This window comes from Streptococcus plurextorum DSM 22810, assembly GCF_000423745.1.
Taxonomy (GTDB): domain Bacteria; phylum Bacillota; class Bacilli; order Lactobacillales; family Streptococcaceae; genus Streptococcus; species Streptococcus plurextorum.
Map to the genome: position 1 here is coordinate 133,616 of NZ_AUIO01000003.1, position 19,821 is coordinate 153,436.

Consider the following 19,821-nt stretch of genomic DNA (forward strand, 5'->3'; position numbering starts at 1 on the left):
GGGATTTGTGGTAAACTAGTAAGGACAATTCGAGGGGGAAACTCATGTATAACACATTATTGACCATTTTATTGGTTCTATCCGTTATTTTAATTTTAGCCATTTTTATGCAACCACAGAAAAACCCAAGTTCAAACGTTTTTGATTCTTCAGGTTCAGAAGCTCTTTTTGAACGGTCAAAACCGCGTGGATTTGAAGCTTTTATGCAACGCTTTACCGCGATTTTAGTCTTTTTGTGGCTTGTAGATGCACTTGTCTTGGCAATTCTGTCAAGTCGTTAACGTTGACATAGAAAAAATGGGCTGGGAACAGTCCATTTTTACACTTTTTAAGAAAGCAATATATGAAAGAACACATTATTAACTATTTAAAAGAGCATGGCAAGTCTAGTGTTAATGACCTAGCTAGTGCTCTTGATATGGCAGGTGCTAAGAAATTCCCTGCCTTGATTAAAGAAATCTCTAAGATGGAGAGTCAAAAGGAACTTCGCTTTTCAGATGATGGCAGCATTAGCCTGCGCAAAAAGCCTGAAAAGAAAGAACACATCACTATTCAAGGGATTTTCCGTGCCAATAAGGCTGGTTTTGGCTTTTTGACGGTTGATGAGAATGAAGACGACCTGTTTATTGGTCGCAATGATGTTGGTCACGCTATTGATGGTGATACGGTCGAAGCGGTTATTAAAAAACCTGCGGATCGTCTCAAGGGCACAGCGGCAGAAGCTAGAGTGGTTGGCATTGTTGAGCGTAGCCTAAAAACGGTTGTTGGGAAATTCATCTTAGATGATGAAAAACCTAAGTATGCTGGCTATATAAAATCCAAAAACCAAAAAATTCAACAGAAAATCTATATCAAAAAAGAGCCAGTGCTTCTAGATGGTACAGAAATCATCAAAGTGGATATTGATAAGTACCCAACACGAGGGCATGATTATTTTGTTGGTCAAGTCCGTGATATTGTTGGGCATCAGGGAGATGTGGGGATTGACGTCTTAGAAGTGCTTGAGAGCATGGACATTGTGTCCGAATTTCCAGAGGATGTGCTTGCTGAGGCCAATGCAGTACCTGATGCACCAAGAGAGAAAGATTTGATTGGTCGTGTGGATTTACGGCAAGAGACTACCTTTACGATCGATGGTGCGGATGCCAAAGACTTGGATGATGCGGTTCATATCAAGCGACTAGATAATGGCAACTTTGAACTAGGTGTCCATATCGCTGACGTGTCTTATTATGTGACAGAAGGTTCAGCTCTTAATCGAGAGGCGATTGCGCGTGGGACATCTGTCTATGTCACTGACCGTGTGGTGCCGATGTTACCAGAGCGCTTGTCAAATGGCATTTGCTCGCTTAATCCAAATGTGGACCGCTTGACTCAGTCAGCGCTTATGGAGATTGACACCAAAGGGCGTCTGGTTGATTATCAAATCTGCCAGTCCGTGATTAAAACCAAGCACCGAATGACCTATAGCCGCGTCAATGATATCTTGGCTGAAGATGCGGAAGCCTTAGAAGAATATGCTGACATCGTGACTGACGTGAGAGATATGGCGACCCTTCATAAGATTTTAGAAGCCATGCGTTTGCGACGTGGAGCTCTTAATTTTGATACGGCAGAAGCTAAAATCATCGTCAATGACAAAGGCATGCCTGTTGATATCGTGATGCGTGAACGTGGGACGGCAGAGCGGATGATTGAGTCCTTTATGTTGGCAGCCAATGAATGTGTAGCTGAGCATTTTGCCAAATTAAAGATGCCGTTTATCTACCGTATTCACGAAGAGCCAAAGGCTGAGAAACTACAAAAATTTATTGATTTTGCAAGTGTCATGGGGGCAAAAGTACATGGAACTGCTAATAAAATGAGCCAGTCTGCTTTGCAGGATTTCATGCGTTCGTTTGAAGGAAAACCAGGCTCAGAAGTACTCAATATGATGCTTTTGAGATCCATGCAACAGGCACGTTATTCTGAGCATAATCATGGTCATTACGGACTTGCAGCTGAGTACTACACGCATTTTACCAGTCCAATTCGTCGTTACCCAGACCTCTTGGTTCACCGTATGATTCGTGAGTACAGTAAGAACAACTCTCAAGAAACCAAAGATCACTTCGCTCAGGTCGTGCCAGAGTTAGCAAGCTCATCATCCAATTTGGAGCGTCGCGCCATTGATGCGGAACGTGTGGTTGAAGCCATGAAAAAAGCTGAGTATATGGAAGAGTATGTTGGGGAAGAGTTTGACGGTATTATCTCTAGCGTCGTTAAATTCGGTCTCTTCATTGAGCTACCAAATACCATTGAAGGCTTGATTCACATCACGACGTTACCCGAATTTTATAATTATAATGAACGCACCTTGAGCCTTCAAGGTGAGAAATCGGGCAAAGTTTTCAAGGTTGGGCAACCAATCCGTATCAAACTTGTTAAGGCAGACAAAGAGACTGGCGATATTGACTTTGAATACCTGCCAAGTGATTTTGACGTGGTGGAAAAAGTGGCCAAGGCTAACAAACGAAATCGTCGGGAAAGTTCACGTGACGATAATAGAGCCAAGTCTGCTAAAGGATCTGGCTCAGACCGAAAAGGTGGTAAGGGAAAATCAAGCGCTAAGCGCAGCCATTCTTCAACGAAAAATAAAAAGCCTTTTTACAAAGAAGCTGCCAAGAAATCAGGTAAGAAAAGAAAATGAAAGGAATTGACTCCGTCCAATTAAACCATGAAAACGAATCAACTTCTGAGGTATCAGCTAGATGATTACCGTTTGGTTTGACGACTGGCGGACTTGGTGTTTTAGATGCCTAAAGGACTCTCTGACAATGTTCTTGCTCAAAATAAAAAAGCAAGGCACGATTATAGTATCGTCGATACCTTTGAAGCGGGAGTGGTCTTGACAGGAACAGAGATTAAGTCTGTTCGTGCTGCTCGCATTCAGCTTAAGGACGGCTATGCCCAAATCAAAAATGGTGAGGCTTGGTTAGTCAATGTTCATCTTTCTCCTTTTGAGCAGGGAAATATCTGGAATCAAGACCCTACACGTACGCGTAAGCTCCTTCTCAAGAAAAAAGAAATCGCAAAGCTGGAAAATGAATTAAAAGGAACAGGCATGACCTTAGTCCCTCTTAAAGTTTATTTGAAAAATGGCTTTGCTAAGATTTTGATTGGTCTGGCAAAAGGAAAACATGACTATGATAAACGCGAATCCATCAAGCGTCGAGATCAGGAACGCGACATTAAGCGCGTCATGAAAAGTGTAAACGGGAGATGATAGAGGAAAAACTTGACGACAAAAGATGGCAAGTGAGTCATCTTCAATGGTGACCTAGTAGGCAATGTACCGACCCTGTTAGGCCTATCGTTGATAGCTGTTGAGGTTTTCCATTTTGCTCATGCTGGTACAGGAGAGTCAGAACCACTGGCTCAGACTGAAGACAAGGTTCTTTTGATACTTTTTTTAGTGGTGCGGACGGTAGCGACTTCCTCCTTAATCCCATACCTCATTTTTGAGCCTAAGGTCTCAAAAATTCCTGGTGGCGGAAATACTAGTAATCACGCCGCTTTCACTAGGTCGAAAAGTATCTGATGAGGCTCGGTTTCGCTTGCAAAATCGGTAACCCTATCTCAAACTAGCTGAGCTTTTCAGTTTGTTTAAAACAGAAAATAAAGTTTGTCTACACTCTAAGGCTGGCTAACCATTGGTTACCCAGCCTTTTATTTTTAGGATTTAAAAATCAGAAACTTACTGATGAGATAGTTTGTGAGGACAATTAGAATTTGTCCCAGGATGCCAACAATAAGATTGACTTGTTTAAGGTCGTTATTGACAAATTGTCCGATGATATTAGGGAAGCTTGTGACAAGTAGCAAAGTTAAGAGGACATCAATCGCCATAGAAGATAGGCGAGCTAGGAAAAATTTCACAAGTCTTACCAAGCGCCCCGCAGGTAACTGAGCAAAAACCCAGCTATCGTTGAGTACAAACGCTAGCAAAATAGCCAGTCCATTAGCAAGAGCCGTCGCAAAGAGTGCCTGATCAGTCACATCAAACAGGACTGTGCGTATCAAAAGGTAAAAAAGGGTCGTTATCACCCCAGCAATCAGATAACGGATCAGATCATGATGAAAGCATTTTTTAATAATATTCATAATCCTATTTTATCAAAAATGGAGAAATGCGCCAAATAATAGGGTCAAGATCAGTTACAAAGGAGAATTATTTGTATATTTTATAGATATATGTTATAATATTCGTGGGTAGTTACCCAAATAATGGAGGATATGATGAAAAAGATTCTTAAATTGGTCGCAATGACCTTGCTTGCTGTCGTATTAACGGCATGTTCCGGTAATAAATCGACAACAAATACCAATGCTGAAACAAGCACATCTGAAACAACGACAAGTGCAGTTGCTGCGGTTACAGAAACCTACAAAATGACACAGTCCGTAGATGGAGGCTCTCAAGATATTTACTTTATCGTCACTTATCGAGAAGAAGAATATGAGGCTTTAGAAATACGATATGAAACGAAGTTTTCGGCTGATATTGCAGAATTGCTAAAAGCGCAAGGGCGTGAAGCTGTTGAGCAAAACTTTAATGACAACTTGGACGCTATGATTCCAGGAACTAATCTGTTTAAAGAAATGGATGGTGTGGATGTCGTTTCAACAGTAGATGATCAGTTCGTTTGGCATCTGACAATTAAAATGGATCCTAAGGTGGTTAATTTTGAGGAACTCAGCGCCACAAGCTTTAGTTTTCTAGCAGATATCAAAGATACCTCACCAAAACAATTACTTGCAGGACTCAACCTTGTTGGTTTCCAAAAAGTTTCAGAGTAAATGGTCCAAGCAACCTCTTAGGGGTTGCTTTTTTGATTTTCTAATGGTAGAATAGTCAAGTTGCTTAGCAACCCTCGGTACTTAATCCCCTTTGACCGAGCATATTACAAGCGGTAGAGCCGCTAAAGAGGAGACTTTTATGAAACAATATACCGTTCGCGATTTGGTTCAAATGGCGATAGTGGCAGCTATTTATGTCGTACTGACAGCAATGCCTCCACTTAATGCAATCTCATCTGGAATGTACCAGTTTAGAGTGTCAGAGATGCTTAATTTTCTAGCATTTTATAATCGGAAATACATCTGGTCAGTGACGCTTGGTTGTATGATTGCTAATAGCCCCGCAGTCAATCCCATGAGTCTTGGGACACCAGATATTATTATCGGTGGCTTGTCCACGCTAATATTTGTGACTTTGGGAGTTATCTTATTTACCCCTTATAAGGACCAAGAGCTTTTTGGTGGTCTTTTTGATAAGGCACATTTCTTTTTCGCTGTTTTTTTTGCGGCAACCATGTTTACCATTGCTCTAGAATTAAAGGTTTTTGTAGGCCTCCCTTTTCTGTCAACATGGTTATGGCTCTTCATAGGTGAATTCTCATCACTGTTGTTTGGTGCCATCGTTATTAAAAAGTTATCACATCGCATTGATTTGACACTATAAAAGAGTAGCTGAGGCTACTCTTTTTTGGATTTTTCGATATAGGCTAGTTTCTGCTGGCGATTCTTCCGTTTTTTAAAAAGGGCTTCCGCAGACATGGCATCTTCCTTGCTATCGAACGTTTCTTGATAGAGGAGTTTCACGGGTAATCTGGATTTAGTGTATTTGGCGCCCTTTCCAGAATTATGAGCCTTGAGGCGTTTTTCAATATTAGTCGTGTAGCCTGTATAGAGCGTGCCATCAGCACATTCGAGCACATACATATAGGCCTTTTTACTTGTTTGAGGCTCTGCTTTTTTGCCAAAATAAATGGCAAAAATCTCGTCAGTGTAATCGCCATTTGCCTTGTGAACAAAGAGTGGGGGTAAGATTTTCAGCCCGTCAGTTGAACCATCTTTGATAGCTTCGATAAGTAGCATGTTAGCTTCCTTACCTTCTTTGGGATAGACAAATTGTACACGTTTTGGTGCGAGCTTATAGCGACGCAGGGTATCAATGATGTCAAGAAAGCGATCGGGTCTATGAACCATAGCTAGTCGACCGTTTGACTTTAGAGCATGTCTAGAGACTTGGCAGATTTCGTCTAAATTGGTCGTGATTTCATGGCGAGCCAAAAGATAGTGTTCGGATAGATTTTTTTTAGAAGTTTCACTAGCCTTGAAGTAAGGTGGGTTGCAGAGAATCAGATCTACTTTGGATCGAGGGACATGGTTTAGCAAATTTTTCAAGTCATCGTTGACCATAGTGACTTGCTCTTGTAAATCGTTGAGCAGAATAGAACGTTTGCCCATGTCTGCTAAGCGTTCCTGAAGCTCAATTAGGGTAATGGGAGCTTTGGTTTGGGTACTTGCAAAAAGCCCTACTGCCCCATTTCCTGAGCAGAGGTCCACAATCAGTCCTTTACTTGGAATCTTTGGAAAGCGTGATAGGAGAACGCTATCAATAGAGTAGCTAAATACCTCTTTGTTTTGAATGATTTTGACATCTGTTGAAAAAAGCTGGTCAATTCGTTCGCCCTTTTTTAAGTCTGTTTTTTTCATTCTTTCATTATAACAGAAAAAATGGTAGAATGGTTGGAGATAATGTCAATGAATGGAGAGTGGAATGTTTTACGCTTACTTACGTGGCTTGGTCATGTTTTTGCTTTGGATTGTTAATGGAAATGCTCACTTCCACAATACGGATAAGATTTTGGATAAGGATGAAAACTACGTCTTAGTGGCTCCGCACCGTACGTTTTGGGATCCAGTTTATATGGCTTTTGCGGCTCGTCCTAAGCAGTTCATTTTTATGGCAAAAAAAGAACTGTTTCAGAATCGCATGTTTGGCTGGTGGATTCGCATGTGTGGAGCCTTTCCAATTGATCGTGAAAACCCTGGTCAAGAGGCTTTACGTTATCCTATCAATACCTTGAAAAAAGGCAATAAGAGTTTAGTCATGTTTCCAAGCGGCAGTCGTCATTCGACAGATGTTAAAGGAGGAGTGGCGATTATTGCTAAGATGGCTAAGGTGAAAATTATGCCAGCCGTTTATCAAGGTCCATTAAAATTTAGTGGTCTCATAGCTGGTGATCGTGTTGATATGAATTTTGGTAAGGCCATCGATATTTCAGACATTAAAAAAATGAATGATGAAGGTATCGCAGAGGTAGCCAGTCGTATTCAAGCAGAGTTTGACCGCTTGGATGCTGAGACTAAGGCTTTATCAAATGGTAAGCGTGTCAATCCTCTTTCTTATTTGGTTCGTATTCCAGCAGGCATTCTGGCTGTTATTATCGTTATCCTTACCTTTATATTTAGCTATGTAGCCAGTTTTGTTTGGAAACCGTGGGAAAATAAATAGCATATCTTTATGTGACATCGCCTTTTAGGGCGATTTTTTTTATTTTTTACGAATAGTTAACTGAAGGGTTACTACAAGGTCCATTAGGAGGTTATATGGATAACATTCAAGAACTATTTAAAGCTTATAAGGTCAAGATTGGTATTGGAGCAATTTTGCTGGTTTTGCTAGGATTATTAACCCTTTTGGGTTCAAGATCAAATCAGCAAGTCCCCTCTTTTCCGCAAGCAGTGGAGACGACACAAGCGCCTGAATTATTAAGTGAGGAAAAGGTGAGCAGTGCTCCTGATAGGAGAGAAGAGAGGCTTTTTGTCGATGTTAAGGGAGCAGTAGTTGCTGAAGGGGTTTATGAGCTTGAACCTGGTAATCGAGTGACGGATGCCATAGAAAAAGCTGGAGGTTTTGCTGAAGATGCTGATAAAAAATCGGTTAATCTCGCTCAAAAATTGGAGGATGAAGCGGTCATTTATGTGGCAAAAATAGGCGAAAACCTTAATCCGATGGGGAATACGACTGATGCAGAAACAGGAGCATCAGTAGGTAAAGTGAGCCTCAACAAAGCCACAGTAGAGGAGCTAATGACGGTGTCTGGTATTGGTCAAAAAAGAGCGCAAGATATCATTGCTTATCGTGAGGAACAAGGAAAGTTCAAGTCTCTAGATGAGTTAAGCAATGTGTCGGGAATCGGTGCTAAGACTTTGGAAAAGTTAAAATCGGAGTTGACCCTTGACTAGTTGGCTAAAGATACCACCAATCTACTTAGCTTTTTTGATGATTTGGGTTTACTTTGCAGTCATGTCAGCACATTTTTTGGCAATATCAGGTCTGATATGTTTAGTAATCTGTCTCTTTCGTTCGTATCCTTTAAAAGACCTCTTACGGCCATTGCTGGTCCTTATGGTGTTTGGGGGCTACCTGGGTTTGTTGCAATGGCAGAGCAGGTATCAGGTGGATAAGTTACCAGATCGGTTGACCAGTATACAAGTGATTCCAGACACCATTTCAATAAATGGGGACCGCCTATCCTTTCAAGGGAAATCAGATGGGCAACGCTATCAAGCGTTTTACACACTAAGCTCCAAAGAGGAGCAAAGCTACTTTCAAAAGCTAGACCAGACGGTGATACTGGAACTTGATGCAGAGTTGACAGAGCCAGAAGGAAAAGGAAATTTCAATGGTTTTGACTATAAGACCTATCTCAAGACTCAGGGTATTTATCGTTTGGCACAAGTTAAAGCCTTGCACGCTGTTCAAAAGAGTCCCAAACTGACTGTAGTCGATCACTTGCATGAGTGGCGCAGAAAAGCTATTGTCTACATTGAGCAGACCTTTCCATCCCCGATGAGTCATTACATGACCGGTCTTCTTTTTGCCTATCTGCCAAAGGCCTTTGAAGAAACGAAGAATCTCTATACCAGTCTAGGAATTATTCATTTATTTGCTTTATCAGGCTCTCACGTGCTTTTCTTTGTTGCTACTTTTAGGTATTTGCTTTTACGAATGGGTTTCAAGAAAGGGCTGACTGACCTTTTGCTCTTACCTTTTTCTTTGATTTATGCAGGATTGACGGGCTTCAGCCTTTCTGTCATCCGTAGCTTATTGCAAATCAATTTGGCTAATCTTGGGGTGAAGGGATTGGATAATTTTGCCTTCAGTTTTATGCTGATGTTTCTTGTCGAGCCCCATTTTTTAGCTACAGTAGGTGGCGTGCTCAGTTTTGCTTATGCCTTTATCTTGTCTAGTACGGACAGTCGAAGGAGCAACTATCCTAGATTAGCAGAGATGTTGACCATCAATCTAGGGATTCTTCCGTTACTTTGTTGGTATTTTTCAAGTTTTCAGCCCTTGGCAATCCCTTTGACAGCTCTTGTTTCCATAGTCTTTGATAGCTTTGTTTTGCCACTGCTTAGTTTATGCTTTGTCCTATCTCCTCTGATTCGCCTTGATGCTTTTAACTGGCTTTTTATTGGTTTAGAAAATGGGCTGACGCTAATTGGTCAGTTATCACAGGGGCCTTTGATTTTTGGCAGTCCATCACTGTTAGTATTACTGTGTAGTTTGCTAGTCCTTGGCCTTCTATATGATGCTACAGTTCAGAAAAAAAGGATTATTAGACTTAGTTTACTTCTAGCTCTGCTATTTTTCGTGACCAAACATCCTCTAGAAAATGAAGTTACCCTACTGAATGTAGGTCAAGGAGATAGTATTTTGTTACGGGATATGTGGGGAAAAACGGTGATGATTGATGTGGGAGGGAAGGTGACATTTGAGGAGAAAGAGGCCTGGCGTCAAGGAATCACTGATAGTAATGCCGAACGAACAGTGATTCCTTACTTAAAAAGTCGTGGCATTGACCGGATTGATCAGCTAGTCCTAACACACACCGATCAGGATCACGTTGGTGATTTGGAGGAAGTTGTAGGGGAATTTGCGATTGGTGAAATTTTGGTTAGTCCAGGAAGCCTCACGGTTCCTGATTTTGTGAAGAGGTTAAAACAACTGGGTGTCCCTGTCAGGAAAGTCGAGGCAGGAGATAACTTAGCGATTATGGGGAGTCATCTGCATGTGCTATATCCTAACCAAATAGGGGATGGAGGTAATAATGACTCTCTGGTACTCTATGGCAAATTGCTCGATCAAACCTTTCTATTCACAGGCGATTTAGAAGATGGTGAGCTGGATCTTATCAAGACCTATCCCCATCTTCCCGTTGATATCTTAAAAGCTGGGCATCATGGCTCAAAAGGATCCTCTTATCCAGAATTTTTGGAACATATCGATGCTAAGATTGCTCTAGTATCAGCAGGAAAAAATAACCGCTACAAGCATCCCCACCAAGAAACCTTGGAGCGTTTTAACAAACAGAAGATGATTATTTATCGTACCGATCAGCAAGGAGCCGTTCGTTTTAGAGGATGGCGGAGCTGGCGAATTGAGACGGTTTGGTAAATTGGTGGAAGATAGTAGACAAATTATGCCCTAGTTTACCCCAAAGGCTAGCATGTGAAGGTTAGTAAATCTAGGAAGCTTTCGCAGACAATAATTCCCCTGAAATAGTAGGTTTCAGGGGAATTTGTGCGTCAACGGAATTTCTTGACAATGTGCTAGTGATTATCCAGTTTTTTTAAAGCTGTTAGAAAAGAAATCAATAAGAGTTACTCTTTTTCCAGAATAAAACGTGGAATGAAAAGGCTAGATAGAATAGATAGTAAGCCTATCCAAGTCAGAATAGCCATTGTCCAAGTGCCAGGAGGAAAGATAAACTGACCAAAAACAATGATAGCAATACCAGACCAAAAGGCGAGGGCATTATGAGGATTATCCTTGATGATAACAGTATCGCCATCAGCTACCTTAGAGCTAGATTTCTTACTGCCACGGATATAAATAACGGTTTCTTCAGTCAGAAGGTCCAAGTCTACCTCCTCTTTTTCCCAGATTTTAGCAAGTGTCCGATGCGTTGATTTGATATAGATAGGAGCAAAGGCGCGAATAACTTTGGTGCGACGTTTGACGGTAATAAGCATGATAAACCTCATAGATATAGTCCCTTTATTATACTCGGAATGACAGCAAGAGGCAAGTGGATGAAGTCAGGATAGAAGCTCTCATTTTTCGTTTTCTATGATATAATATTAGCTAGTAGAATCTGAGTGAGTTGATTTTGACAAGGAGTAAGGGATATTTGTATGATAAAATTGATTGCTTGTGATATGGATGGGACTTTTTTAGATGATGAGCATCGTTACGATGAAACGCGTTTTGCGGCTCTTCTTGATCAGCTAGAGGAGCGAGGCATTCTTTTTGCGGTGGCGAGCGGACGCTCTTTGATTTCTCTGGAGGAGCTTTTTTCTGCTTATCTAGATAGAATTGCTTTTGTGGCAGAAAATGGCGCAATTGTAACTTATAAGGGGCAAATCTTGAATCAGACATTGATGGAGAGCCACGATTATCTACCGATTGCTGCCAAGCTGGATGAGATGTCGGATTGCTATGGCTATATGTTGTCAGGGCGTCATGGTGCTTACGCACCTCCTACAATCAACAAAGATTTTTTAGCTAAAGCGCGCCAATATTATGCTCATATCCGTGTGGAAGACTTAGCCCAGGTCAGTGATCACGTCTATAAGTTAACAGCTCATCTAACAGCTCAAACCATATCAGAACGTGTTGAGGAGATTAGCCGTATCCGCCCAGGAATTCGAGCTGTGACCACAGGTTTTGAAGGGATTGACATTATTTTTGATTCGGTGAATAAGGCGACAGGCTTGGAAGCTCTTTGTCAGCATTTGGGATTAACAGCAGATCAGGTAATGGCATTTGGCGATAATGGCAATGATCTTGAAATGTTGGCATTTGCAGGCAAAGCTATTGCCACTGAAAATGCAAAAGATGAGGTCAAAGCAGTTGCGGATGAAGTCATTGGTCATTGCAAAGATCAAGCGGTACAAACATACTTAGAAGAGTGGTTACATGAATAAACAGATTAAATTATTAGCTTTAGATATGGATGGTACCTTATTTACAAGTGAGAAGACGATTACAGTCGCCAATAAAGAGGCTCTCAAAAAAGCACAAGCCTTAGGGGTTAAAGTTGTGATTACGACAGGCCGTCCTTTAAAAGCCATTGCGCATGTTTTGGAGGAACTCGATCTCAATCATCCTAACCAGTATAGTATCACATTTAACGGTGGCTTGGTTCAATCTAATGATGGCCAAGTATTAGGGAAAAGAGATATGGCCTTTGAGGAGTTAGAGCGTATTTATGCTGGTTTGGAGCCATTAGGCTTACCTATGGATATCTTGAGTGATGGAACAGTCTATAGTTTGAGCAGTCGTGGTAATTTTTCCCAGTATCGGAAAGCTAATCCTATGTTAGCCTTTGTAGAGCTAGAATCACTGTCTGACTTACCAAGAGATATTATCTATAACAAAGTTGTCGTGGTGACCGATGCTGATTTTCTGGACCAAATGATTCCTAACTTACCAGAAGTTTTTCATGATTGGTTTGAAGTTTTCAAATCGCGTGATATTATCCTTGAAATCATGCCAAAAGGCGTTCATAAGGCAACAGGACTGGCAATGCTAACTCAACATTTAGGATTACAGCCGGAGCAGGTTATGGCTATGGGGGATGAGGAAAATGACCTATCCATGATTAAGTGGGCTGGCTTAGGCGTTGCTATGGCAAATGCGGTCTCTGCTGTCAAGGAAATAGCTGACGCTGTGACTGATAGGACCAATGATCAGTCCGGTGTGGCAGAAGCTATTGAAACATATATCTTATAAAGGAGATTAGAATGGGATTATTTGATAAGTTATTTGGTTCTGCGGAACAAGGGACTCTAGAAAACGACTCTTCTATTGCTGAGGAAGTTGTTAAGGAAGCTAATAGTGAAGAAAATCAGGCAACCGTTACAGCAGTAGCAGCATCAGATACTGATAATGCTTTTTCAAGTGTTATGGCTGATTACTATGCTAAAAAAGAGCAGGCACGTCAAGCTGCTGAAAAAGGGGAAACCATTCACTTTGAAGCTGTAGAAACCCGCAAGGTTGAGGAAGTGGCGATTGAAGTGTCTACAGAGCTTGCGACGCCTGAAACTACCGAAGAAAAATATAATCGTAGCTTAGAGAAGACAAGGACTGGATTTGGTGCACGTCTCAATGCCTTTCTAGCAACTTTTCGTCAGGTGGATGAGGACTTTTTTGAGGAGCTAGAAGAAGTTCTTATCATGTCAGATGTGGGCGTTTCTGTGGCCACTCGCTTAACAGAAGCCCTTCGATATGAAGCCAAGCTAGAAAATGCTAAAAAGCCAGAGCAGTTGCGCCGTGTGATTATTGAAAAATTAGTTGACATTTACGAAAAGGATGGCGCCTTCAATGAAAAAATCAATTTTCAGGATGGTTTAACAGTAATGCTTTTTGTAGGGGTCAATGGTGTTGGAAAAACCACCTCAATCGGCAAGCTAGCTCACCGCTACAAAAATGAGGGTAAAAAGGTCATGCTGGTTGCTGCAGACACTTTCCGTGCAGGAGCTGTGGCGCAACTCCTTGAGTGGGGGCGTCGAGTGGATGTTCCTGTGGTGACAGGACCTGAAAAAGCAGATCCAGCATCGGTGGTCTTTGATGGTATGGAGAAAGCTGTCGCAGAAGGTGTTGATGTTCTGTTGATTGATACGGCGGGCCGCTTACAAAACAAGGATAACCTGATGGCGGAACTGGAAAAAATTGGTCGTATTATCAAACGTGTTCTTCCAAAAGCACCGCATGAGACCTTGCTTGCTCTGGATGCTTCTACGGGTCAAAACGCTCTTAGCCAGGCAAAAGAATTTTCAAAAATCACGCCACTGACAGGACTTGTCCTCACCAAAATTGATGGAACAGCTAAAGGTGGTGTGGTTCTTGCCATTCGTGAAGAACTAGATATCCCAGTTAAGCTCATAGGGTTTGGGGAAAAATTGGATGATATTGGTCAGTTTAACTCAGAAGATTTTATGACAGGGCTTTTAGCTGACATTTTATAAAGAAGATCGGAGCATCAGGTGCTTCGATTTTTTTGCCAATTGATTTAAGTTAGACTTAAGAAATCTTTAACCATAATTTAAGTTCCAAGCCTTAGACTGTAAACATATCAAAAATAGATTGGAAGTATTAATATGAAAAAACGTAAAATTCTTATTCCAACCTTGGCAATAGCAGCTAGTTTCGTGATGTCACATCAGGCTTCCGCTAGAGATTATGGTTACATAGACCCATTATACGGGTCAGATATTCAAGGGAAAAATACCTTGTCTACTCTAACGACAACATATACGAGCTATGATGGCATTGCTTATGGTAATCACTTTACAGAGACAGATAGTGAGGTAACATCGACAACAGAGGATACAGCTATCTATTCAAATGTTGTGGTAACGCCTGATACCAGCAACACCTATCCTGTTGGTCAATGTACTTGGGGAGTCAAAGAGCTGGCAACTTGGGTCGGAAATTATTGGGGAAATGCTGCCAATTGGGATGATAAAGCCCTTTCTCTAGGTTTTTCTGTAGGGACAACTCCGCAAGTGGGAGCTGTCATTGTCTGGGATGATGGGCTATATGGACATGTTGCTTATGTGACCGATGTGGATGAAAATGGCAATATTCAAGTCCAAGAAGCCAATTATGGTGGATCAGCCTATATGGCAGATTCACGGGGGATTGGGAACTACCGTGGCTGGTTTAATCCTCTTGCAACAAGTAATGGGGCGACCATTTCATACATTTATCCCCCTGCAACTGTTTAATGTCAAAATGAGCATGCAAGTCATGCTCATTTTTCTATGGCTTAATGAAAACATTTACACTAGTGTCTGCTCTGCTATTTTCCTCAAAGTATGATATAATAGCAAGGTTGAAATAAAATAAAAGGATAAACATGCTATGACTAACTTACGAAACGATATCCGCAACGTTGCTATTATCGCCCACGTTGACCACGGAAAAACCACACTCGTTGATGAACTTTTAAAGCAATCGCAAACCCTTGATGAGCGTAAAGAGCTCCAAGAGCGTGCGATGGACTCTAATGACCTTGAAAAAGAGCGTGGGATTACCATTCTTGCGAAGAATACGGCAGTTGCATACAATGATACCCGCATCAATATCATGGACACGCCTGGACACGCGGACTTCGGTGGAGAAGTTGAGCGTATCATGAAGATGGTTGACGGTGTTGTCCTTGTCGTGGATGCCTACGAAGGTACCATGCCGCAGACCCGTTTCGTTTTGAAAAAAGCCCTTGAGCAAAACTTGACCCCTATCGTGGTTGTCAATAAAATCGACAAACCGTCAGCGCGTCCAGCAGAAGTTGTGGATGAAGTGCTTGAGCTTTTCATCGAGCTTGGTGCAGATGATGACCAACTTGAGTTCCCGGTGGTTTATGCCTCTGCGATTAATGGAACTTCGTCTCTTTCTGACAATCCAGCAGACCAAGAAAAATCAATGGCGCCAATCTTTGACACCATTATCGAGCATATTCCAGCACCTGTTGATAACTCAGACGAGCCCTTGCAGTTCCAAGTGTCACTTCTTGATTACAACGAATTTGTAGGTCGTATCGGTATCGGTCGTGTCTTCCGTGGTACAGTTAAGGTCGGTGACCAAGTTACCCTTTCAAAACTTGATGGCACAACGAAAAACTTCCGCGTCACTAAACTCTTTGGTTTCTTTGGTCTTGAGCGTAAAGAAATCCAAGAAGCTAAGGCTGGTGATTTGATTGCTGTCTCAGGTATGGAAGACATCTTCGTTGGTGAAACGGTAACACCGACAGATGCGGTTGAACCATTGCCAGTTCTACGTATTGATGAGCCGACTCTTCAAATGACCTTCTTAGCAAATAACTCACCGTTTGCAGGTCGCGAAGGGAAGCACGTGACCTCACGTAAGGTTGAAGAGCGTCTTCTGGCTGAGCTTCAGACTGACGTTTCTCTTCGTGTTGAGGCGACAGATTCACCTGATAAATGGGTCGTTTCAGGTCGGGGTGAGCTTCACTTGTCTATCTTGATTGAAACCATGCGTCGCGAAGGCTATGAGCTTCAAGTGTCAAAACCAGAGGTTATCATCAAAGAAATTGATGGTGTTAAGTGCGAACCATTTGAGCGCGTTCAAATTGACACACCAGAAGAGTATCAAGGCTCTATCATTCAAGCCCTTTCAGAGCGTAAGGGTGATATGCTTGATATGCAGATGGTTGGAAATGGCCAAACGCGTATGATTTTCTTGATTCCAGCACGTGGCTTGATTGGTTTTTCTACCGAGTTCTTGTCAATGACGCGTGGTTACGGCATCATGAACCATACCTTTGACCAATACTTGCCATATGTTAATGCTGAAATCGGTGGCCGTCACCGTGGTGCCCTTGTTTCTATCGATACGGGTAAAGCAACAACTTACTCTATTATGCGTATCGAAGAACGTGGAACTATCTTTGTTAACCCAGGTACAGAAGTTTACGAGGGGATGATTATCGGTGAAAACGCTCGTGAAAATGATTTGACAGTCAATATCACAACTGCCAAACAAATGACCAATGTGCGTTCTGCAACTAAGGATCAAACCTCTGTCATCAAGACACCACGTATCTTGACGCTTGAAGAGTCAATCGAGTTCTTGGATTATGACGAGTACTTGGAAGTCACACCAGAGTCTATCCGTATCCGTAAGCAAATCCTTAACAAAAACGAGCGCGAAAAAGCTAATAAAAAGAAAAAATCAGCTGAGTAAGTAAGGTTGGAGGAACGCGATGTTCTATGCTATTATTGCTCTTTTGATCCTGCTTTATTACTTTTTTAGGGCACCAAAATCCATCAAAAACACCTTGAATGCTATTTTTCTAGTTGCTGCAGTGGTTATTCTAGGTGTCCTAGCAGTCTTATCCTTTCAGAAGATCTTATCACTCTCAGCAGAAATCTATGTTGCGGTAGGCATGATTGTTATAGGATTTCTGACTATTCGAGATATTTTAAACCTTTCAGAAAAAGAGTGATTATCGAGGCGATTTCACTCAGCAAATAAACCGACCTTCTTAAGAGGGTCGGTTTTTGTATTTTTCGATAACATTAGAGGTTTTTGCGTTTTTTAGCCTGGGTACTGAGGCTGATATCGATCTGATTAATCTGGCTGATTAATTTATTCGTGAGAGGCAAGTCTCCTTCAGCATGGCGTAAGTCAATCTCATAGACGAGGCTAAGTTTTTGCCCATGCTCGCTTGTCTTTAAGGAAATAAGGTCTACAGCGGAACATTCTCTGTCTAGGATTTTATGAATAGCTTCTTCCATGTGAGTGCTGTTAGCTACTGTGAGGGTCAAGAGGCGTCGGGTCTGAGTTTGTCCTTTGCTTTGTCTGTTTTCCAGGAAAAACCATAATCCTAAAAGGATAGCCGTTGCAACAATAGCAAGGACAAGATAGCCTGTCCCAGCAGCCAGTCCGATAATCATGGATAAAAAGATGGCCAAAAGTTCTCTAGAACCACTAGTAGCAGAACGAAAACGGATGAGTGAAAAGGTTCCTGCGACAGCAATACTGGTTCCCAAACTGCCATTGACCAAAAAGATGATTAGGGTCATGAGACTAGGCAAGAGGGTAAGGGTAACAATAAAATCTCGCGTGTAAAGGGTTCGGTATTTGTAAACAAAGGCTAAGGCAACTCCTAGTAATAGACTGGTTGCTAGCGCCAAAAAGAGAAGAATCGGATTTAGGGAGCTTGTTGAACTGTTAAAAATACTGTTGAAAAGATTCATCTTAGACACCTTGACTTTCTAGGTTGTGAGAGGCTCTTGGTTGGTAAAAGAGACCTTGGGATTTATGATAGGCAGCAGCGTATTTTGAAAACTTCATCTGAACCAAACCATGTCTGTCTAAAATATCTTGTAACCAAGTTGGCTTGTCAGCTGCAGCTTTAATTTCCATAATGATTTGATCATCTTCTAAAAGCGGCTTTCCGTGATTTCCTGCTGTGAGGGTAAGATCTTCGTCGCGATAACGCAAGCTACGATCAAAAGTGATTCGTACCTTATCTTCTAATCCTTTTCTTTGTTTTAAAGAATAACGATCATAGTAGATATAGATACGAGGCTCTAAGTTTTCGTAGCGATCACGTAGAGCATGAACTTCATTGACCAAGTTGTGATCGACAATAGAAGAATGACCTTTTCCTTGTGTCAAAAGTCTAGTAATAGCAACAGGATTAGAAACAAGACGATACTTATGACCAACGCCCTCGGCATCTTTTTGTTTGATTTCTAAAAAGGCTTGGCTATCATTAGCCGGAGCTTGTAAGTAGCTACGCATGCGAATTTTTTCGCGTCTATGCTTCTTATCAAGAGCATCCTTAATGACGTCAAAGTCTGGTGTGTCAAAATAAAGGTTACTAATAGTAGAAGTTGGAAATTCATCTTCACGCAGATAAGGAGCTAAATCAACAAGCAGTGCTTTTAGCTGTTGTTGCGAAAGGATGTATTTGGTTTCGATACGTTTGAAATTGGTTTGAATCGTTTGAGTCATAAGGGTTCTCCTAAGGTTTATTTTTGTCTGTTACTAAGATAAAGTAGGAAAGTAAAAGTTTTCTTAAAATCATCAGCCTCTTTTTTTGGATTAAGTTTTCTTTAGGAAATCTTTTAGGTTTATTTTAGGAGAGCTGTGTAAACTATGAGCATAACAAATGAAATGAGGAATTTTCTATGACATCCAAAAAAACAAAAACATTATTCTTTACAAGTTTAGCAGCACTTGCCTTGTTGACAGGATGTGCGAGCAGTACGCAGTCGTCGACAGCTCAAACCACGACAACAGGAACAGTCACGACAACAAGTAATACAACCAATACTTCAACTACTTATTTTACAGATGCTGATTATAATACTTCTTATGATGAAAGCACAGCTTCAAAAGTTAGCCTGTCAGGTAGCTCAGCGACAGTTTCTGGCGACGGTGTAGAGGTTTCAGGTTCTGTTGTCACTGTTTCTAAAGCAGGTACCTATGTTATCTCAGGAGAGTCTAAAGGTGTACAAATCCAAGTGACAGCAGCAGATAGCGACGAAGTGCACCTGGTATTGAATGGCGTTACTATGACCGGAGACAATGCAGCGATTTCTGCCACTTCAGCTAAGCATGTGACTATAACTCTAGCTGATGGCACGACAAATAGCCTATCTGATTCGAGCAACAATAGAGACTCAGATGCTGACGCCGCTCTCTTTTCTAAAGTTGATTTGACCCTAAACGGTAAAGGAACCCTTAATGTGACTGGTAAAAAAAGCAATGGTATCAAAGCTAATGACACCCTTCACATCACAGGCGGTACCTATAATATCACTGTAGTTGATGATGCCTTTAATGTTAATGATGAGCTAAACATTGCAGGAACGACCATGACTATCGAAGCAGGTGGTGATGCGGTTAAAGTTGACAATGACGAAGATTTGACTGTCGGTAATATGTATCTTGCAGATAATACCATTACACTTACGGCAGGAGATGACGGCATCCACGCTTCAGGTAACCTTGTCATTGACAGTGGCACCTACACGGTGACAAACTCTGCTGAGGGGGTTGAAGGAAAATCTATTACCATTAATGGTGGAAGCATTGACGTTTATGCGACAGACGACGGTGTCAATGCAGCAAACGCTAACGCTTCACAAGGTGATATCTTCTTTGCCATGACTGGCGGTAATCTCAAAGTCGAAGTAGGGCAAGGCGACACAGATGCCATTGACGCTAATGGTAATGTCTCAGTGACAGGGGGTACCATCGAAATTGTTGGGCAAGCTGGTTTTGACTACGATGGCACAGCGACCTTCACAGGCGGAACGATCATTATCGATGGTCAAGAACAAAGCCAAATCACCAATAGCATGATGGGCGGAGCCCCTCAAGGAGGTCCAGGACAAGGACGCCGACCATAAAGACAAGTTTCTATATAATGAAAAGGTTGACCA

General features: G+C 41.7%; 20 protein-coding genes and 1 riboswitch. Of the genes, 15 read left to right on the forward strand and 5 right to left on the reverse strand.

Translation table 11 applies throughout. The features are described 5' to 3' along the window. The first annotated feature begins 44 nt into the window (after positions 1 to 44). The 3 genes from secG to smpB all read left to right on the forward strand — a co-directional run bounded on the left by secG (position 45) and on the right by smpB (position 3,265). Positions 45 to 281, forward strand: coding sequence for a preprotein translocase subunit SecG (gene secG, locus G575_RS0103745; RefSeq protein ID WP_027971525.1), 237 nt, complete (start codon positions 45 to 47; stop codon positions 279 to 281). A 62-nt stretch (positions 282 to 343) separates the two neighbouring features. Then, on the forward strand, positions 344 to 2,689 hold the full coding sequence (rnr, locus tag G575_RS0103750) for a ribonuclease R (protein ID WP_027971526.1): 2,346 nt from the start codon (positions 344 to 346) through the stop codon (positions 2,687 to 2,689). 105 nt (positions 2,690 to 2,794) lie between these two features. Next, on the forward strand, positions 2,795 to 3,265 hold the full coding sequence (smpB, locus tag G575_RS0103755) for an SsrA-binding protein SmpB (protein ID WP_027971527.1): 471 nt from the start codon (positions 2,795 to 2,797) through the stop codon (positions 3,263 to 3,265). A 449-nt stretch (positions 3,266 to 3,714) separates the two neighbouring features. Here the strand turns inward: smpB and G575_RS0103760 are convergent, their stop codons facing one another. After that, positions 3,715 to 4,143 carry a GtrA family protein gene (locus tag G575_RS0103760; RefSeq protein WP_027971528.1) on the reverse strand — a complete coding sequence of 143 codons (429 nt, stop codon included), beginning with the start codon at positions 4,141 to 4,143 and terminating at the stop codon, positions 3,715 to 3,717. A 135-nt stretch (positions 4,144 to 4,278) separates the two neighbouring features. Here G575_RS0103760 and G575_RS0103765 point away from each other — a divergent pair, with 135 nt between their 5' ends. Together G575_RS0103765 and G575_RS0103770 are read left to right on the forward strand one after the other, a co-directional pair. Next, entirely contained in the window at positions 4,279 to 4,839 is a 561-nt protein-coding gene (locus G575_RS0103765; RefSeq protein WP_027971529.1) for a hypothetical protein, read from the forward strand. 42 nt (positions 4,840 to 4,881) lie between these two features. Beyond that, a riboswitch (PreQ1 riboswitch) is annotated at positions 4,882 to 4,981 on the forward strand. Then, on the forward strand, positions 4,979 to 5,503 hold the full coding sequence (locus G575_RS0103770) for a QueT transporter family protein (RefSeq protein WP_027971530.1): 525 nt from the start codon (positions 4,979 to 4,981) through the stop codon (positions 5,501 to 5,503). It overlaps the preceding riboswitch by 3 nt. Before the next feature lie 14 nt (positions 5,504 to 5,517). Here the strand turns inward: G575_RS0103770 and G575_RS0103775 are convergent, their stop codons facing one another. Further along, positions 5,518 to 6,540, reverse strand: a complete 1,023-nt coding sequence (locus G575_RS0103775) for a GIY-YIG nuclease family protein (protein ID WP_027971531.1) — start codon at positions 6,538 to 6,540, stop codon at positions 5,518 to 5,520. 64 nt (positions 6,541 to 6,604) lie between these two features. Here G575_RS0103775 and G575_RS0103780 point away from each other — a divergent pair, with 64 nt between their 5' ends. The 3 genes from G575_RS0103780 to G575_RS0103790 all read left to right on the forward strand — a co-directional run bounded on the left by G575_RS0103780 (position 6,605) and on the right by G575_RS0103790 (position 10,291). Next, positions 6,605 to 7,342: a lysophospholipid acyltransferase family protein gene (locus tag G575_RS0103780; protein ID WP_027971532.1), complete on the forward strand. Its 738-nt coding sequence runs from the start codon at positions 6,605 to 6,607 to the stop codon at positions 7,340 to 7,342. 95 nt (positions 7,343 to 7,437) lie between these two features. Beyond that, complete coding sequence (locus tag G575_RS0103785) at positions 7,438 to 8,076, forward strand: helix-hairpin-helix domain-containing protein (RefSeq protein ID WP_027971533.1); 639 nt, start codon at positions 7,438 to 7,440, stop codon at positions 8,074 to 8,076. Further along, entirely contained in the window at positions 8,069 to 10,291 is a 2,223-nt protein-coding gene (locus G575_RS0103790; RefSeq protein WP_027971534.1) for a DNA internalization-related competence protein ComEC/Rec2, read from the forward strand. Before G575_RS0103785 ends, G575_RS0103790 begins: the two co-directional genes overlap by 8 nt. A gap of 206 nt (positions 10,292 to 10,497) precedes the next feature. Here the strand turns inward: G575_RS0103790 and G575_RS0103795 are convergent, their stop codons facing one another. After that, positions 10,498 to 10,869: a hypothetical protein gene (locus G575_RS0103795; protein ID WP_156874716.1), complete on the reverse strand. Its 372-nt coding sequence runs from the start codon at positions 10,867 to 10,869 to the stop codon at positions 10,498 to 10,500. 162 nt (positions 10,870 to 11,031) lie between these two features. Between G575_RS0103795 and G575_RS0103800 the strand changes: the two genes are divergently transcribed. From G575_RS0103800 to G575_RS0103825, 6 genes are all read left to right on the forward strand, one after another. Further along, positions 11,032 to 11,823: a Cof-type HAD-IIB family hydrolase gene (locus tag G575_RS0103800; protein WP_051176902.1), complete on the forward strand. Its 792-nt coding sequence runs from the start codon at positions 11,032 to 11,034 to the stop codon at positions 11,821 to 11,823. Continuing rightward, positions 11,816 to 12,631 (forward strand): Cof-type HAD-IIB family hydrolase, encoded by an 816-nt coding sequence (locus G575_RS0103805; protein ID WP_027971537.1) that lies wholly within the window; start codon positions 11,816 to 11,818, stop codon positions 12,629 to 12,631. The genes G575_RS0103800 and G575_RS0103805 overlap by 8 nt, the downstream gene beginning before the upstream one ends. A gap of 11 nt (positions 12,632 to 12,642) precedes the next feature. Further along, complete coding sequence (gene ftsY, locus G575_RS0103810) at positions 12,643 to 13,866, forward strand: signal recognition particle-docking protein FtsY (RefSeq protein WP_027971538.1); 1,224 nt, start codon at positions 12,643 to 12,645, stop codon at positions 13,864 to 13,866. Between the two features lie 132 nt (positions 13,867 to 13,998). After that, positions 13,999 to 14,628 (forward strand): CHAP domain-containing protein, encoded by a 630-nt coding sequence (locus G575_RS11625; RefSeq protein ID WP_051176904.1) that lies wholly within the window; start codon positions 13,999 to 14,001, stop codon positions 14,626 to 14,628. Positions 14,629 to 14,764: 136 nt separating this feature from the next. Beyond that, the gene (typA, locus tag G575_RS0103820) at positions 14,765 to 16,606 is read left to right on the forward strand and encodes a translational GTPase TypA (protein ID WP_027971539.1); all 1,842 of its coding nucleotides are present in this window, start codon (positions 14,765 to 14,767) and stop codon (positions 16,604 to 16,606) included. Between the two features lie 19 nt (positions 16,607 to 16,625). Continuing rightward, on the forward strand, positions 16,626 to 16,868 hold the full coding sequence (locus G575_RS0103825; RefSeq protein WP_027971540.1) for a DUF3165 family protein: 243 nt from the start codon (positions 16,626 to 16,628) through the stop codon (positions 16,866 to 16,868). Between the two features lie 73 nt (positions 16,869 to 16,941). On the opposite strand, the gene G575_RS0103830 is transcribed toward G575_RS0103825, so the two are convergent. Both G575_RS0103830 and G575_RS0103835 read right to left on the reverse strand, forming a co-directional pair. Continuing rightward, positions 16,942 to 17,622: a DUF4956 domain-containing protein gene (locus G575_RS0103830; RefSeq protein WP_027971541.1), complete on the reverse strand. Its 681-nt coding sequence runs from the start codon at positions 17,620 to 17,622 to the stop codon at positions 16,942 to 16,944. Between the two features lies 1 nt (position 17,623). Further along, the gene (locus G575_RS0103835; protein WP_027971542.1) at positions 17,624 to 18,385 is read right to left on the reverse strand and encodes a polyphosphate polymerase domain-containing protein; all 762 of its coding nucleotides are present in this window, start codon (positions 18,383 to 18,385) and stop codon (positions 17,624 to 17,626) included. A gap of 176 nt (positions 18,386 to 18,561) precedes the next feature. On the opposite strand from G575_RS0103835, the gene G575_RS0103840 reads away from it, so the two are divergent. Continuing rightward, on the forward strand, positions 18,562 to 19,788 hold the full coding sequence (locus tag G575_RS0103840; RefSeq protein WP_027971543.1) for a carbohydrate-binding domain-containing protein: 1,227 nt from the start codon (positions 18,562 to 18,564) through the stop codon (positions 19,786 to 19,788). The last annotated feature ends 33 nt before the right edge of the window (positions 19,789 to 19,821 follow it).

Excerpts from the sequence above, each read along its gene's own strand:
- secG (WP_027971525.1), top strand. The coding sequence starts at position 45 with ATGTATAACACATTATTGACCATTTTATTGGTTCTATCCGTTATTTTA.
- rnr (WP_027971526.1), top strand. The coding sequence starts at position 344 with ATGAAAGAACACATTATTAACTATTTAAAAGAGCATGGCAAGTCTAGT.
- smpB (WP_027971527.1), top strand. The coding sequence starts at position 2,795 with ATGCCTAAAGGACTCTCTGACAATGTTCTTGCTCAAAATAAAAAAGCA.
- G575_RS0103760 (WP_027971528.1), bottom strand. The coding sequence starts at position 4,143 with ATGAATATTATTAAAAAATGCTTTCATCATGATCTGATCCGTTATCTG.
- G575_RS0103765 (WP_027971529.1), top strand. The coding sequence starts at position 4,279 with ATGAAAAAGATTCTTAAATTGGTCGCAATGACCTTGCTTGCTGTCGTA.
- G575_RS0103770 (WP_027971530.1), top strand. The coding sequence starts at position 4,979 with ATGAAACAATATACCGTTCGCGATTTGGTTCAAATGGCGATAGTGGCA.
- G575_RS0103775 (WP_027971531.1), bottom strand. The coding sequence starts at position 6,540 with ATGAAAAAAACAGACTTAAAAAAGGGCGAACGAATTGACCAGCTTTTT.
- G575_RS0103780 (WP_027971532.1), top strand. The coding sequence starts at position 6,605 with ATGTTTTACGCTTACTTACGTGGCTTGGTCATGTTTTTGCTTTGGATT.
- G575_RS0103785 (WP_027971533.1), top strand. The coding sequence starts at position 7,438 with ATGGATAACATTCAAGAACTATTTAAAGCTTATAAGGTCAAGATTGGT.
- G575_RS0103795 (WP_156874716.1), bottom strand. The coding sequence starts at position 10,869 with ATGCTTATTACCGTCAAACGTCGCACCAAAGTTATTCGCGCCTTTGCT.
- G575_RS0103800 (WP_051176902.1), top strand. The coding sequence starts at position 11,032 with ATGATAAAATTGATTGCTTGTGATATGGATGGGACTTTTTTAGATGAT.
- G575_RS0103805 (WP_027971537.1), top strand. The coding sequence starts at position 11,816 with ATGAATAAACAGATTAAATTATTAGCTTTAGATATGGATGGTACCTTA.
- ftsY (WP_027971538.1), top strand. The coding sequence starts at position 12,643 with ATGGGATTATTTGATAAGTTATTTGGTTCTGCGGAACAAGGGACTCTA.
- G575_RS11625 (WP_051176904.1), top strand. The coding sequence starts at position 13,999 with ATGAAAAAACGTAAAATTCTTATTCCAACCTTGGCAATAGCAGCTAGT.
- typA (WP_027971539.1), top strand. The coding sequence starts at position 14,765 with ATGACTAACTTACGAAACGATATCCGCAACGTTGCTATTATCGCCCAC.
- G575_RS0103825 (WP_027971540.1), top strand. The coding sequence starts at position 16,626 with ATGTTCTATGCTATTATTGCTCTTTTGATCCTGCTTTATTACTTTTTT.
- G575_RS0103830 (WP_027971541.1), bottom strand. The coding sequence starts at position 17,622 with ATGAATCTTTTCAACAGTATTTTTAACAGTTCAACAAGCTCCCTAAAT.
- G575_RS0103835 (WP_027971542.1), bottom strand. The coding sequence starts at position 18,385 with ATGACTCAAACGATTCAAACCAATTTCAAACGTATCGAAACCAAATAC.
- G575_RS0103840 (WP_027971543.1), top strand. The coding sequence starts at position 18,562 with ATGACATCCAAAAAAACAAAAACATTATTCTTTACAAGTTTAGCAGCA.